The organism is Polaribacter sp. M10, assembly GCF_054968445.1.
Map to the genome: position 1 here is coordinate 1 of NZ_JBSSBG010000027.1, position 16,016 is coordinate 16,016.

General features: G+C 29.7%; 15 protein-coding genes. 10 read left to right on the top strand and 5 right to left on the bottom strand.

Annotated elements, in window-relative coordinates; genetic code table 11:
- Positions 1-330: 330 nt before the first annotated feature.
- From ACWYN7_RS16150 to ACWYN7_RS16160, 3 genes are all read right to left on the bottom strand, one after another.
- A complete protein-coding gene (locus ACWYN7_RS16150) occupies positions 331-711 on the bottom strand; it encodes a hypothetical protein (RefSeq protein ID WP_462861011.1) in 381 nt (126 codons plus the stop codon).
- A 2-nt stretch (positions 712-713) separates the two neighbouring features.
- Positions 714-1,058 carry a hypothetical protein gene (locus ACWYN7_RS16155; protein WP_462861012.1) on the bottom strand — a complete coding sequence of 115 codons (345 nt, stop codon included), beginning with the start codon at positions 1,056-1,058 and terminating at the stop codon, positions 714-716.
- Positions 1,059-1,483: 425 nt separating this feature from the next.
- On the bottom strand, positions 1,484-1,987 hold the full coding sequence (locus tag ACWYN7_RS16160) for a GbsR/MarR family transcriptional regulator (protein WP_462861013.1): 504 nt from the start codon (positions 1,985-1,987) through the stop codon (positions 1,484-1,486).
- Positions 1,988-2,092: 105 nt separating this feature from the next.
- Here ACWYN7_RS16160 and ACWYN7_RS16165 point away from each other — a divergent pair, with 105 nt between their 5' ends.
- From ACWYN7_RS16165 to ACWYN7_RS16180, 4 genes are all read left to right on the top strand, one after another.
- A complete protein-coding gene (locus ACWYN7_RS16165; RefSeq protein ID WP_462861014.1) occupies positions 2,093-2,620 on the top strand; it encodes a hypothetical protein in 528 nt (175 codons plus the stop codon).
- A 42-nt stretch (positions 2,621-2,662) separates the two neighbouring features.
- Complete coding sequence (locus ACWYN7_RS16170) at positions 2,663-2,998, top strand: DUF3703 domain-containing protein (RefSeq protein ID WP_462861015.1); 336 nt, start codon at positions 2,663-2,665, stop codon at positions 2,996-2,998.
- A gap of 236 nt (positions 2,999-3,234) precedes the next feature.
- Positions 3,235-3,774 (top strand): sigma-70 family RNA polymerase sigma factor, encoded by a 540-nt coding sequence (locus tag ACWYN7_RS16175; protein WP_215993681.1) that lies wholly within the window; start codon positions 3,235-3,237, stop codon positions 3,772-3,774.
- 68 nt (positions 3,775-3,842) lie between these two features.
- On the top strand, positions 3,843-4,733 hold the full coding sequence (locus ACWYN7_RS16180; protein ID WP_462861016.1) for a dienelactone hydrolase family protein: 891 nt from the start codon (positions 3,843-3,845) through the stop codon (positions 4,731-4,733).
- 451 nt (positions 4,734-5,184) lie between these two features.
- On the opposite strand, the gene ACWYN7_RS16185 is transcribed toward ACWYN7_RS16180, so the two are convergent.
- A complete protein-coding gene (locus tag ACWYN7_RS16185; protein WP_462861017.1) occupies positions 5,185-7,722 on the bottom strand; it encodes a M14 family zinc carboxypeptidase in 2,538 nt (845 codons plus the stop codon).
- Between the two features lie 103 nt (positions 7,723-7,825).
- Here ACWYN7_RS16185 and ACWYN7_RS16190 point away from each other — a divergent pair, with 103 nt between their 5' ends.
- The 6 genes from ACWYN7_RS16190 to ACWYN7_RS16215 all read left to right on the top strand — a co-directional run bounded on the left by ACWYN7_RS16190 (position 7,826) and on the right by ACWYN7_RS16215 (position 13,919).
- Entirely contained in the window at positions 7,826-8,650 is an 825-nt protein-coding gene (locus ACWYN7_RS16190; protein ID WP_462861018.1) for a class I SAM-dependent methyltransferase, read from the top strand.
- A gap of 12 nt (positions 8,651-8,662) precedes the next feature.
- Entirely contained in the window at positions 8,663-9,535 is an 873-nt protein-coding gene (locus tag ACWYN7_RS16195) for a helix-turn-helix domain-containing protein (protein ID WP_462861019.1), read from the top strand.
- A 145-nt stretch (positions 9,536-9,680) separates the two neighbouring features.
- Positions 9,681-11,141, top strand: a complete 1,461-nt coding sequence (locus ACWYN7_RS16200) for a nuclear transport factor 2 family protein (RefSeq protein WP_462861020.1) — start codon at positions 9,681-9,683, stop codon at positions 11,139-11,141.
- Between the two features lie 45 nt (positions 11,142-11,186).
- Positions 11,187-11,720, top strand: a complete 534-nt coding sequence (locus tag ACWYN7_RS16205; RefSeq protein WP_462861021.1) for a hypothetical protein — start codon at positions 11,187-11,189, stop codon at positions 11,718-11,720.
- A gap of 155 nt (positions 11,721-11,875) precedes the next feature.
- Positions 11,876-12,616 carry a hypothetical protein gene (locus tag ACWYN7_RS16210; RefSeq protein WP_462861022.1) on the top strand — a complete coding sequence of 247 codons (741 nt, stop codon included), beginning with the start codon at positions 11,876-11,878 and terminating at the stop codon, positions 12,614-12,616.
- A gap of 292 nt (positions 12,617-12,908) precedes the next feature.
- A complete protein-coding gene (locus tag ACWYN7_RS16215; RefSeq protein ID WP_462861023.1) occupies positions 12,909-13,919 on the top strand; it encodes a helix-turn-helix domain-containing protein in 1,011 nt (336 codons plus the stop codon).
- 2 nt (positions 13,920-13,921) lie between these two features.
- On the opposite strand, the gene ACWYN7_RS16220 is transcribed toward ACWYN7_RS16215, so the two are convergent.
- Positions 13,922-15,883 (bottom strand): YgiQ family radical SAM protein, encoded by a 1,962-nt coding sequence (locus tag ACWYN7_RS16220; protein ID WP_462861024.1) that lies wholly within the window; start codon positions 15,881-15,883, stop codon positions 13,922-13,924.
- Positions 15,884-16,016 lie beyond the last annotated feature (133 nt).

Genomic DNA, 16,016 nt, shown 5'->3' on the forward strand with positions numbered 1-16,016 from the left:
GCTTTGTTTAAAAGTAGTAATAGAAATTTTATCTAACTAAAAATGAAAAGTTTGTATATTTCTTGGTGTAATCATAATAATAATTTATCAAATTAGACCTTTCAGGTTTTAAAAACCTGAAAGGGCTCCACAAAACAACTGCTATTCAGAACGTAAATTTGTTTAATAAACTGATGGAAGCCACAAAAGTGTGTTCTTTAAGCCAAATTACTGAAGCTTTGTTTAAAACGGGTGGGCAGTATAGTAGAAATATGTAAAAGGCAATGCCTTTATATAATTATAAAAATCCACACAAATTGTGCGGATTTTAAGTTTTTAAGAATAAAAAAATTAAGCTAATTCTTTTTTCAATTTGATATTGTTCTCTTTACTCGCTTTTCTACCTTTTAAAAAGAAAAGTATAAAAGCAATCATAACTATACCTAAGTAAATAGAGAAGCCTCCTATTTTTCCACTTAAAACTTCAACCATATCTTTATAACCAATTAAGTCATAAATTTTTATAATTCTTAAAGCAAACCCTATATTTAATAGATAAAATCCTATTTTAAAGAGTTTGTTGGTTGCCATAGCAATTTCCTCTTTTTGGTTAAAAATGTCCAACATAAAAATTTTACTATTCTTAAATAATTGTTGAGAAACAAGAGTTGTTAAACCAATTGCTATTGGTAAATAAATAACGTACGCGATTAATTCTAATGAAGTGTTCATAATTATTGATTTTTAAAATGTCTGTGAATGATATAAACTGTGTAAATATTTATAAAGTGAAGTATGCCAATTATGAGTAAAATAAAACTCAGTCTTTGAGAAATTTCTGAAATTGCTTCTACTCTATCACTTATATTTTTTATAGAATTTAGGGAGTAAATAGCAAGTCCAATATTTAATAAATAATATGCTATTCTAAGTAATTTATTAATCCCATTTCCAAAATTTATATCATTAGGGAAATAACTTAGGATATATACTTTTCCATTTTTATAGCAGAAATTACCAACATAAATAACTATTAAAGTTGATATTAAAATATAGAATATGTATGTAAATTGACTCATAGTTCTTTTTTTATGGATTCTAGAATATATGTCCAAAATACTGATAAAGGAATTGGAGAAATCCAAAAAATCATAATAACTACTTTTTTAATTGGAATGTGCTTTTCTAACTCAAAGAATAAAAAAACGCCAAAAAAATATAAGACAACAAATAATAAATAAATAAGTATAAGATTAAAATTATTTAATTTCTTACGGTAAAAAAATGTTATTAATGACGAAAAAACCTGAAAGCAACCTAATGCAAAAGCAAGATATAATGAATAGAATAGGTAGTTTGAATCTAGAATTGAAATTAAAAGAGAGATTAAAAAAGGAATCATTAAAACCCTATTAACCCAAATCATTATTGAGATATTTGTTTTCATAATATAATTTATTTTTAAAACTTTCAGAAATTATTGAAAGTTTGTGGTCAAATTTTTTTACTTTTTTACAATTTTGGTAAAGTTTGATAAAAGCCAATGTTCATCAGCTTTAATGGTTTTATCTAAAATATTATTTACAGTTGTGGTTACTTTAGATAAATCGTTTAATACCTTTTTAAATTCTAAAGCTTCTTCAGAATCGTCTTCAATTTCTTGCAATTCAGTTAAAACTTTTAAAACTGGCTCTACTTCTCTTCTTTTACGTTCTTTGGTGATTTGTTTAAACAATTCCCAAATATCTTTGGTGGCAACAAAAAATTCTTTTCGCTCACCAATTACCAATTCTTTTTGTACAATTCCCCAATCAATTAATGCTCTTACATTCATATTTACATTACCTCTAGAAATTTGTAAAGTTTCCATAATATCTTCTGCAGACAAAGGCTTTGTAGAAACTAATAATAACGCATGTACTTGAGCCATGGTTTTATTTACACCCCAAGAAGTAGCTAAACTTCCCCAAGTATGAATGTATTTTAATTTTGCATCTTCTAATTCCATACACCAAATATACAACTTATTTCTAAACTTTCAATAATTATTGAAAATAAAATAATTTTATAAAATTATTAAGTTATTTATCTTTCCTAAAAAATTAAATACATTATGAAAATCTTAGGAATAGGCTCTAGAATAGAACACGCAACATATGGAACAGGAGTAGTTACAAACGTTACCAGCAAACATTATTGGGTAACTTTTATAAAGGACGGATTAGAAACCATAGCTATTGATAGCGATTTTGAAATAATTGAAGCTGTAGAAGATGAAGTTGATACGATTAGTTTTTATGAGGTTGAAAAATCACTTAAAAATTTATTACAAAAATGGTCTGATGTTACAGAAATTGCACCTATTGCAGACAGATGGAAAAACGGAACTTTAATTTTTAGACCTGCTGATGCTAATTTAGCGGATAAAGAAATCCCTATTGATACGTTTTTTCATAAGATTGTAATGGTTAGAGATCGAATTCGTGTAATGGAGCAAAAAATTAACTCAAGTAAAACTTTAGACGATCAAGATAAAATTGATTTGCAACAATACATCACCAGAATTTATGGAAGTTTAACTACTTTTAATGTATTGTTTAAAGTAAAATCTGATCAATTTGTAGGTTCTAGATCTAAGTAATGCATCTTTTTTGATGATTATTCGTCTTTTTTTTAAAACAAAATGGTTAATCAAAATTTAAAAACAGCATTTTATCATCAATTAAACTTAGGGAAACAAGCTTTAAAACTACAAAATTTTGAGGCTTCTTTTTATCATTTAGAAAATGCACATATTTTAGGACAGAAACATTTAATTAGACATACAATAAGTCATTATTGGATGTTATTTTTTGGTATAAAGACTAAAAACATCAAAGAAAGTATTGGTCAAATTATTAGGTTAATAGCTTCTCTTCTATTTACATTAATTTGGGTTCCTAAAGGAAATACAGGAGGTACAAATGTTTCACCTATCAAAATAATGAAGATTAGAAAAGAACTAAAAAAATATTTTTAATTTAATGCATCTTTTTTAAAGTTTTACAGTCTATTATATGAACATTAAAACAAATATTATGAAATATAAAAACGAATGTACTTGTAACTGTAAAGGTTGTGCAACTGGAGATTGTAAAAATTGTACCTGCACAAACTGTACTTGTACCAATTGTAACTGTTAGTTTTACACTGTTATTTCGACTTTATAAAGAAATTTTTATATGAAGTCGAAATGACTTTTTTAAAATAAAAACAATGACTACCAAACAAGTTTGGACAAATTATTCTCAGGATTTAAAACGATTTATCATCAGCAAAGTAAAAGACACCACTATTGCTGAAGATATTTTGCAGGATACTTTTATAAAAATCCACACCAAACTTCATACTTTAAAAGACATCACTAAATTAAAATCTTGGTGTTTTACTGTAGCTAGAAATTCGATTTTAGATTATTGGAAAAGCACCAATCAAACCTTTGAGATTGCCAATTTTGAAGCCGAAACTGAAATCTTAGAAAATACACATACAGAACAAGATTGCTTGCGAGGAATATTAAAACACTTGCCTAAAAAATATAGAGATCCTTTATTTTTATCAGACATAAAAGGATTAAAACAACAAGAAGTTGCACATCAATTAAAACAAAGTTTACCTACAACAAAATCGCAAATTCAACGTGCAAGAAAATTAATTGCACAAGGTTTTATGGATTGTTGTGGTTTTGTAATGAATGAAAAAGGCAATTTGGTTGGCGAAATTCAAGAAAAAGAAGATTGTAAGGTCTGCAATTAATTTAACAAAACAAATCATCAATTTTTAATTATCTTAGAAGGATAAAATTCTAACAACTATTCTCTATTATGATTGAGCTAAAAAAAGAAGATATAAGTCAAGAAGTATTTGATTTGTATGATGATTACGCACACAACAAACTTACAAGAAAACAATTTTTAGAAAAACTTTCTTTATACGCAGTTGGCGCTATTACTTTGCCTGCTTTGCTGAGTTTTGTTTCTCCAAATTATATCGATGCTATTACAGTTCAAGATGATGATCCAAGAATAGATGCTAAAATGATTACTTATGATTCGCCCAAAGGCGGATTAAAAATTGATGGTTTGCTTTCTATGCCAAAAGAAACAAAAGGCAAACTTCCTGGAGTTATCGTTGTTCATGAAAATAGAGGTTTAAATCCGTATATAAAAGATGTAGGCAAAAGAACCGCTTTAGAAGGTTTTATTTCATTAGCTCCAGATGCTTTAACACCTTTAGGTGGTTATCCTGGTAATGATGATGAAGGTAGAGCAATGCAAAGAAAAAGAGATCGTTTAGAAATGTTAGAAGATTTTATTGCAGCTTATCATTATGTAAAAAATCATAAAAATTGTACGGGTAAAGTAGGTGTTGTTGGTTTTTGTTTTGGAGGTTGGATTTCTAATATGATGGCTGTGCAAGTGCCTGATTTAGGTGCTGCAGTACCTTATTATGGCAGACAACCCAATGATGAAATGGCTGCACAAATAAAAGCACCATTATTATTACAATATGGTGAATTAGACAAAAGAGTAAATGCGGGTTGGCCAGCTTTTGAGAAAGTTTTAAAAGCTAACAAAATAGCACATACAGCTCATTTTTATCCGAATGCAAATCACGGATTTCACAACAATACAACTCCAAGATTTGATAAAGCAGCTGCAGATTTGTCTTGGAAAAGAACCATTTCTTTTTTTAAGAAACATCTAATAACTTAAAAGCATTCATAAAATTAGATTTAAAATTTCACTATTTTATTTTCTAAATATTGCTAAAATTATATTTAGAAAATAAAATAGTTGGGCAATAATCATTATCAAACCACTCAACATAAATATTGAATCTTGATATTTAAAGTAATCATAATAGAATATGTATGAAACTAAAAAAATGATAATCAATCCAAAAAATGTTAAGCCAAAGTGAATCCAATTAAGCCAACTTGATAATTTTCTCTTGAACATTTTCATCACCCAGTAACCCAATCCTATTATTCCAAAAAATGTTGATATTAAAAAGCAGATATCACTTTTAGAAAAAACATAATGATCTGCGTGGATGCTGACGCTCATTATTTGTTTGTCAAAAAAACCAATTAACATTAAAATTGGGATTGATAACCAAAAAAGTAAATAAGGATTTCTACTTAAATTATTCATCTAAATTAATTTACCTAGGCACTCTAATTTCAGCACCAAAAAACAAAGCATTTAAAAACAGTTTGTTTGTTCCATACCAAGCTCCTCTAAAATTAGGATTATCAGCAAACATAACAGCTCTACCTCTACCTAAAGGACTTACCAATAAAGATGCAGAAGGTTTAATAAAATTATCTAGGTTATTTTTAGATACAAAGCCATCTATATGCGGGTTTTCAGAATATTTAGCTACTGTTGCATAAGCACTTTTACTTGGGGCTAAAAACACCATATTGTTTTTATACACTGGCAATTTAGAGAATCTGTATCCAAATCCTAAAGGATGAGTTACATCTAAATCTACCTCAAAAATAGCTCCTCCTACTCTTTCTTTTCCAGCATTTTCTGAAGCATCTACATAAGGCATTCTTTTAACTTCTTCTTTGTCCTTATCTTTAGATTTTGGTTTTTTGGTTAAACTTTCCTTCACCATTTTTTTATCAATTAACCATTTAGAACCACCAGCAATTGTAATTAAAGTATTTCCCTTGGCTGCCCAATCTTTTAATTTATTTCTTTGGATGGAATCCAACTCATTATAACTTCCAGAAACCATCACCAACGTATTGTATTTGTCTAAATTGGCTCTTCTGTAGTTGCTCATTCTAATTTTAGTAATTGGCATATGAATTCTAGTATCTAGCAAATGCCAAACCTCACCAGCTTCGTAAGAATTAGTTCCTTCTCCAATTAATAAAGCTACTTTTGGTTTTTCTAAAACTCTAAAATTATTACTTCCTAAATCAATTCCTTTTAAACTAAATCCGCTGTTTGTTCCAAAAACAGGAATTTCAAATTTTTCTTGTGCTTCAGTTATAATCTCAAAAACTTCGTCAGTAGATTTTTTTTGTTTACTTACAGGAATCAATAAACTACCATAATTAAAACTTTTATCACCTTCTGATGTAGCAATCGAAAATGGTTTAAATGCAGCTGCAACCGTTAATCCTTTGCTTTGCAAATAATATAATGCTGCTGGTGTATTGTAATCATCCCAATCAATTATATAAGCATAATTTGTTTTTTTTATTTTTGGGTTTTGAATTAAATTTTCTGTTGATATAATTTCTGTTCCTAAGTTTATCGATTTTTTACCTTGGTATTTTATATTGTAAAAATTGGCTAAACTCCAAGCTGAAGCATCATAAAAAACACTATCTCTATACTTGCTATAAGTTTCGAACATGGTTTGCACCATTCTGTGTTGTGGTTGTTTTAATGGCACTGTATACGTATCTCCATTTTTATACACTTTAATTTTATGCGTTAACAATTGTTCTATAAAATCTTTGGCTCTATTTTTATCATATTTTTCTTGAAACTCATAGCCAGCCAAACCAGATTTTGCTTTTTGGGTAACTGCAGATTTAAAAAAGTCTTGTTGATATTTTCTTAAATAAGCTTTGTTTTCTACTGCCGCTTTTATGGTTGCAAACGTAGATATGTATTGATTTCTGATGGTAAACGAAAACGTAATTTTTCCGTAATCTGTATCTTGAATATGACCTCTAGAACTTGCTTGTTCAAACAACAAAGCCAACCCTCCTTGTAAATCTGGATACGAAGAGCCATAACCAGGATACGTACCATCAAAAGATTCTTTGGTATAATATAAAGAACCCACATCATCTAAAGCCTTAACAAAATACTTTGCAAATAAGTTGTTTAAATCTTCGTAATTTTCTTTTGGCATAATAGGATCCCAAGAACCAATAGGTTTCATTGGCTCGAAAAAGTGATGACTATTTGTACCCATTTCGTGAAAATCGGTCACCACATTTGGATACCAAGAATGCATCCATTTTAATTTTGATTTACTCTCTGGATGCACAGCCAAAAGCCAATCTCTATTTAAATCGAACCAATAATGATTTGTTCTTCCTCTTGGCCAACCTTCTGTGTGTTCTGCATCGATATTATCAGAAACTAAATTTTTAGCTTGATATTGATTTGCCCATTGTGTGTGTCTATCTCTTCCATCAGGATTAATTGTTGGATCTATAAAAATGACCGATTTTTCTAAATAATTTAAAACCTCTGGGTTGTTAGAAGCCACTAAAGTATATGCTGCAAGTAAAGCTGCTTCAGAACTCGAAGGCTCATTTCCATGCACATTATATCCTAATTGAATAATTACAGGAACATCATCATAGTTTTTAACATTAACTTCTGCATCTACAAATTTTAAATGTTCTGATTTTATACTGGCTAAATTTTCTAAATTTTTAGGTGATGAAACTGCAAACATTACCAGTTTTCTTTTTTCGTGCGTTTTTCCATAAATTTCTATGGATGCTCTGTCAGAAACTTCAGCTAATTTTGTAAGATAAGCCACAATTAAATCGTGCCTTGTATGGTGTTCTCCAATTCCATATCCCAAAAATTCTTCTGGAGTTGGAATTTTAGTATCAAAAGGAGCTTTGTCTTTAAAGTAATAATCTTGTGCTGCTAAAGTTTGTATTAAAACTAAAGTAAAAACGAATGTAAAAAAGTGTTTTGTGAGTTTCATAAGACTGCAAAAGGTTAGTTGCACTAAAATAATAATTAATTGCGAACAGTTGTTTTATTTAACATTCAAAATATTAGTTTACATTTGATTTTTATTTTTTTTGATGAAAAACAAATCACTTATCAACAAAGAGCTCGAAGACTTTTACAACAAAGCTTCAGAAGAAACTCGCCTAGAAAAAGGAATGGGTATTTTTGAGTTTGAACGCATTAAAGAACTTATAAAACAGCATATTTCTAAACCAAATAGTACCATAATTGATGTTGGTGGTGGCACAGGAAAATACTCAGAATGGTTAGCACAACAAAATCATAAAGTACACTTCATAGAACCTGTTACAAAACATATAAAATTAGCCGAAAAAAGAGCAAAAAAACTAAAAAACCCTTTTTCTGTAACCAAGGGAATTGCACAACAATTGCCTTATAAAAATGATACTGCAGATTTGGTTATTTTACACGGTCCTTTATATCATTTGCAAAAAAGAGAAGATAGAATAGCAACCATACTTGAAGCAAAACGTGTATTAAAAAAAGGCGGAATTGTTTTAGGTTTTGCCATAAACGCAACTGCCTCTACTGTTGTGGGTTTAATGAATGGAATGATTCACGCCAATTCATTTTTTGAAATGTGTAAAGAAGAATTAACTACAGGAATTCATAATGCACCAAAAGATTTTCCTTTTTTATTGGCAGATGCATTTTATCATAAACCACAAGATTTAAAAGCTGAATTTTTAGAACAAGATTTAAAATTCATTAACTTATTTGCTGTAGAAGGAATGATTTGGCTAGACAATGAATACTTTGCAAATATGCTCGATAAAAAGAAATCGAAAACCTTAAAAGCATTGCAACATCTTACTCAAAATGATGAGTATTTATTGCCTTTTAGTCCGCATATGATGATAGCTGTGCAAAAGAAATAATCTAAAAAGGGTATGCAAGAAATTCCGAAAATAATATTTAGTGAAAATGTAGACCTTAATATTGAGGTTATGAATTTTACGCAGCTTTTAGAAACCCTCAATAATTCTAAAAATCATAGTCCATTTGAGGTTCATAAGATTCAATTTTACATGATTTTAGTAGTTACAGAGAAATCGTACTCGCATTTTGTAGATTTTAAATCGTATAAACTAACGGAAGGTAGTGCCATTTTTATTGCTAAAAATCAAGTTCATCATTTCACAAAACAATTGCAAAATGCAGATGGTTTTGCAATTATATTTAACAGCTTATTCACAGAAAAATACTCACTTTTACAATCTAACTTAAAATTAAATAGGTTATTCAATTACCATATTGAGGCACCTGTAATTCATCAAAAAGAGATGAAGAAAGATAATTTTAAAGACATCTCTCAAAAACTATTTGATGAATATCATCACCCAAATACATTTGCCAAATCAGAAATGCTTAGTTCTTTATTAAATGTTTTATTACTGAAATCTGAACGTGCAAAAGAAGATCAATCTTTTTCTGGAATAAAAAAGCATTGGCTGCAAATATTCAATTCGTTTAAAAATTTATTGGAGCATAATTACATAGAAACTAGGAGCTCTAGAGCATACGCATCAAAATTACACGTATCGTACAAGCTTTTAAATGATATTGTAAAAAACTTAACTGGCAAAACAACCAAAGTTTTTATTGACGATTTTGTAACCATAGAAATTAAAAGATATTTAGCTTCAACACCCCTATCTATTAAAGAAATAAGTTATAAAACAGGTTTTGACGAGCCTTCTAATATGGTAAAATTCTTTAAGAAAAACACCAACTTCACTCCTTTACAATTCAGACAACAGTAATCAATTAGGTTACACTTTTACCATTTTTCATTTCATTTTGATAACAGGATTGCTTTAGAATACCTGCAACTTTGCATTGTGCTAAATTTTAAATTATCAATTAGCTCATAAGTAGTCATCAAAAATCAACCTTAACATCAATATTATGAAATTAAAATTTTTAACACTATTAATCATAGCAACTTTTACCTTAAGTTGTAAAACTAAAAAAACTAAAGAACCTGCTGTATTAGAGGTGACCAGTTTTAAGTTAAAAACAACTGCCAATACAACTGTATTTAACAAGCTTGACGCTGAAGTAGAAAATAATTTTACAAACAAACAACCCGGATTTATAACACGTAAAAGTGGATTTGACACCAAAGGTAACTATGTAGTTCTCGTCTACTGGAACACAATCGAAGATGCAAAGGCTTCAATGAAAAAGTTTATGGCTGATTCTTCTGTAGCTGAATATGCTTCAATGATTGATGCCTCTACAATGAAAATGAATCGTTACAATGTAACTGATCGAATTATTGATAAAGACCACAATTTTATAGAAGTAATGTCTTTCAATATAAAAAAAGGTGTCAGTGCCAAATCTTTTAAGAAAATCGATTCAAAAGTAGCTACAGAAGTAACTACACCCAAAAAAGGGTTTGTAAAAAGAATTACTGGTACAAATGAAGCCGGAAAAAATATTATAGTGGTGTATTGGGATACCAAAACAAACTCAGATGCAGCTTTACAACCCTTTATGGAAAATAAGATTTCACAAGAATTTATGGGAATGATGGAACAATCATCTATAGAAATGTATAGAACACAAACAGTAAACTCTATTAAAAACTATACAAATGAATTATCAAAAAAAGACAAAGTAGTAGCACTTTTAAACAGTTTTAATACCGGAGATCAAACACCAATCTCTTACATCAACCCTAAAAAATACATTCAGCATAATTTAGCTGTTGGCGATGGTTTAGCTGGTTTTGGAGCAGTAATGCATCATGCACCAGCAGGTGGTTTTAAAGCCAATGTAATTCGCGCATTTGAAGATGGAGAATATGTATTTACACATACAGAATACGACTTTTTTGGTCCAAAGGCTGGTTTTGATGTATTTCGTTTTGAAAATGGACTTATCGTAGAACATTGGGATAATCTATTAGAAATTCAAAAACCAAATCCTAGTGGAAGAACTCAGTTTGATGGAGCAACTGAATTGACAGATGTAGATAAAACTGAGGCGAATAAAAAAACGGTTAAAGAATTTATTGAGAACGTAATTATCAACCACGAAATGAACAAATTAACCACCTACATTAACCCTGAAAAATACATTCAACATAACCCTAAAATAGCTGATGGTTTAGAAGGATTTGGAGCTGCAATGCAATATTTTGCTAAAAATGGTTTGGTTATGGAATATACCAAACTTCATAAAGTGTTAGGCCAAGGAAATTTTGTCTTAACCCTGAGCGAAGGAAAATTTGGTAAAGGAGAGCACACTGCTTTTTACGATTTATTTAGATTAGAAAATGGTCAGATTGTTGAACATTGGGATGTTATTTCTCCAATTCCTGCAAAAACTACATGGAAAAACGGTAATGGTAAATTTTAACAAACAACAAACATTTATACAAACAATAATTTAAAAACAATAAAAATGAAGAATTTTAAAACAAGCATGTTAATCTTAGTACTAGCTATAACTGCAATCTCTTTTAGCGCTTGCGATGATGATGATGACCAAGTAATCCCAATAGTGAATGCATCAACAGTAGAAATAAGAAACACCTTCCAAGGAATAAATCAAACTGGTGGCGTAGAAATGAAAATAGAAGATCTTTTTGGAGCTCCTGAAGGATCTTTAGAAGCCACTGCCACAGTAGGTGCAGGTATAGAATTTGAAAACTATTTAGTAGGTTTATACGATATAGATATTAATGAAAACACCATTCACTTTAATATGGCAGCAAAAACTGGTGATGCCACTTATGGCGAACTTTTTAGAACTATTGAAGCGGGATCATTTGATCGTTACTATTTAACATTTACTGATGGCCATAGCGTAAGCAGTTTTACTTCTAATGATGCTGCCGTAAATTTAAGAATAGATTCAGATAAAATCTTAGTTGTAGAAATTGGAGAAGGTTATGTTTTTCAACCTGGTGCTGAATTTACAATTACTTTACAATAAATCTTAGGCTTACTTTCCGTTTTTGGCATTTAAATGTTGCACAAAAACGGAAAGTTTATCAATTTATAAAAACTAAAAAAATACTTCGATTTGTGTATCAACTTTTAAAAATTTAACTTCGCTATAATAAAAAAATACACACCAAATTGAGCTCAATGACCAAACAATATGAAAATACGTTAAGACAATTAATTATTGATGTTCTTGGTGATGCAGATAAAAGCGATTATAATATTTCTAAAGAAATATCAGAAAAATGGTTTGCAAAAAGAAGCAATGCCAAAAAGAATAATGATGGCTTTTTATTTGAAAAAAGAATTATTTTCTATGCCGATTTCGAAGACTTAGCTTTAATTATAGAACAAAACTGGAAAGAATTCTTACCAGTTTTATTTGATAAAAAAAGGTTTCAAGTATTTTTTAAAGAAGTTGGGCAATTCAGAAAAATAATCAACAGCGGAAATGAACTGATACAAAGTCAAGAGAATTTACTTTCTGGTATTGTAATGGATTTAAAAAATGCCATAACCATTTACCATAATAAAGAAAATTTAGTTGATGATTATTTTATCTCTATTCAAAAAATTTCTGATAATCTTGGTAATTCTTGGTCAAAATCTGATGCAAATCAAAAGAAAAAACCAGTTTTAAAAGTTGGTGATGATTACGAATTATTAGTAGAAGCCAATGACCCTAAAGACAGAAAAATTGAATATCAGTTGGCACATTTTACGGGTAAATTAAAGATAAAACAAGATTCAAATCGTTTTCATTTTAAAATTGATAAAGCGTTTATTGGCCAAAACACCATGCTAATTGTAAAAGCTTTTACTGCTGATGCAGATTATGTAAACGAAAGTATTCTAAAAATTTATGTAACAGTTTTACCTGAGTAAAAGTTGTCTGTGTTTTTATTTAAGAGACCCATTTACTTTCTTTTTTAATACAATTTAGACAAAAAAAATAAGGAGCTTAACTTATATTAAACTCCTTACCTAAGATATTAGTATTATTAAGCTTTGGGGGAAAGACTACTCAACCTTAGTATCTACATCAAATTTAATACATTACATAAAATTATTTTAACAAAATTGAGTAAATAATTAACTCTAAAAAGTAATTTTAACGTATTTTTTTTTATTTTTAAGCAATCAAGCTATTTAAATACGTTAATAAACTGTCTAAGTTATGTTAAGTATAGAAGAAAAACATAATTCTAACCATGTTAGAGAGATGGCAAATTATTTTAATGCTGACTTAGATGAAGGTAATAGCGCATCTACTTTATCTATGAAAAATAAAATTGCTGATGGATTTATAAGTTCTTATAGATTGTTTAGCGGTTTAACAGTTTGGGTATACAATATCACTTTTAAGTCAGATTTTACTGTAGACCTTCAATTTTCTGATGAAAAACCCTATTATTTTTCTTACAATGTAAAAGGATATTTTCTTCACAAATTTTGTGAAGAAGACCATTTTTCTAAAATTTTACAAAACCAAAATATGGTTGTAAGAGGTAGCAGCAAGTCTTCTGTACAAATTATTTTTCCTGCAAATGTAAAGCTAGAGCTCGCAATTATTATTATTGACACAAATCTTCTTGTAAAACAAAACATAAGAAACGCTCAAAGAATTTACACTAATATTCAACATATTTTTCAGAATATTCCAACAAATACACATTACAGACATTTAGGAAATATAGATACTGAAACGAATATGTATGCCTCAATAGTTACCAAAAACAAAGATACAGATTTAGTTGCTGGACTATTAACTGAGGGTGCAGTATTAAATATGTTGGCTGCCCAAATTAAAGCTTATAAAAAAGAGACCTCTAAAGAACAATCAAAAACGAAATTAACTAAAGAAGAGCTATCAAAAATAAGTACAATAGGAGAATACGTTTTAAAAAATATTGATAGAAAAATAACAATAAAAGAATTAAGCGCTATCTTTTTAATGAATTCTAAAAAGTTACAAAATGGAGTACAACACCTTTATGGGGTTACCATCAGCAACTATATTTTAAACTTAAGAATGGGCTATGCAAAAGATTTAATTATGCATTCAGATCTAAACATGACCGAAATTTGTATTCAAATAGGCATTTCAAGCAAAAGTTATTTCTCTAAAATTTTTAAAGATAGATATGGTATTTTACCAACGGCTTATAAAAATAGTTTAATTCAGTAAACTTACCTTCTTCGATTTTTAGACGTCCTTTTTACTTTCTTTTTACGTTTGTTAAAAGGAACAGCATCATCAAAAGTGTTTTTAGCAGCTTTTGCTTTTTTGTTTTTTTGCCAAGAATTGGTTTCTGGCAACAACACTTTTAGCAAATCTTGACGCCCAACTTTGTTCAACGTTTTTTTAATCCAATCTTTATTCTCTTTTTTATACCAAAAGAAAAATTTATGCTGATCTTCTTTCTCCTTTTTTGTCTTCGGAGTTTTGGTTGGTTTTAAAGTATAAGGATGATATCCTGAATAATAAATTACAGTTGCAACCGTCATTGGCGTTGGTGTAAACCCTTGCACTTGCTCTAACTGAAAGCCCATATTTTTAGTTTCAGCAGCCAAGTTTGCCATATCTTCTACTTCACTTGCTGGGTGACTAGAAATAAAATACGGAATCAATTGTAAGTTTAATTTCTTCTTGATATTTATTCTATCAAAACGCTCTTTAAATTTATGGAAATAGGTAAAAGAAGGCTTACGCATCAACTTTAAAACCGGGTCAGAAGTATGTTCTGGAGCTACTTTCAATCGTCCAGAAACGTGTTTAGTCATTACCTCTTCTGTATAGGCATCCAATTCTTTTGGGTCTGCATTTTTGTTGAATTCTGGCACTAACATATCATAACGAATTCCACTACCAATAAAAGACTTTTTTATCTTCGGATGTTGATCTACAGCTTGATATAACTCCGTTAATGGTTTGTGAGACGTATCTAAATTAGAACAAATTACAGGCGATATACAACTAGGTGCAACACATTTATCGCAAATAGATTGCACTTTACCTTTCATTTGATACATGTTTGCAGAAGGCCCACCAATATCAGACAAATAACCTTTAAAATCGGGCATATTTGCAACCTTATCTACTTCTTTTAAAACCGATTCTTGACTTCTGCTGGCAATAAATTTTCCTTGATGTGCAGAAATAGTACAAAAACTACATCCTCCAAAACATCCTCTGTGAATGTTTATGGAAAACTTAATCATTTCAAAAGCAGGTATTGGCCCACGTTTGTCATATTTTGGATGTGGTAATCGTGTATAAGGCAAATCGAAAGAGCCATCAATTTCGGCTTCTGTCATTGTAGGAAAAGGTGGATTGATCACCAAAGTACGTTTCCCTACTTCCTGAAAAATTCGTCTTGCTTTTAATTTATTCGATTCTTGTTCTATGGTTTTAAAGTTAGAAGCAAATGTTTTTTTATCTGCCAAACAAGCTTCATGAGAGTTAATGGTTACATCTTCCCAATCATTTACAACAGGAATTTTTTCTTGTGTTTTATCGATTAAAACTGCAGTTTGTTTAATGTTTTTTAAGCTCGAAAAGGGCACGCCTTTTTGCAATAATTCTACAATTTCTCGCAAAGGCTGTTCTCCCATTCCATACACCAACATATCTGCTTTAGAGGTTTCTAAAATAGTTGGCAACAACTTATCAGACCAGTAATCGTAATGCGTTACACGTCTTAAAGAAGCTTCAATTCCGCCAATTAAAACAGGTACATCTGGAAACTTTTCTTTTAAAATTTTAGAATAGACAGAAGTTGCATAATCTGGTCTAAACCCTTTATCGCCATTTGGGGTGTACGCATCTTTATCACGTCTTCGTTTACTGGCTGTATAATTCGAAACCATAGGATCCATACAACCACCAGTTGCTGCAAAAAACAATCTTGGTTTGCCTAGTTTCTCAAAATCTTGCAAATTATCATTTACATTGGGTTGTGGCACAATAGCCACTTTTAAGCCATAACTTTCTAAAATTCGTCCAATAACAGCTGGCCCAAATGATGGATGATCTACATAGGCATCTCCACTAAAAAGAATAACGTCCAATTGTTCCCAACCACGGATTTTTACCTCTCTGTTTGTAGTTGGTAACCAGTCTGTTAATTGATGTCTTTTCGTTTCTTGCATATTTTGCAAAAATAAGGGTTTTAAAATAGATTACGATATGCTTTCTTTGATAAATTACAAGCTGCCAAAGTTTTGTTAAATATGTAACTGAATACATGAAATCTAATATTTTTGCAAGAATCTATAAATTTTA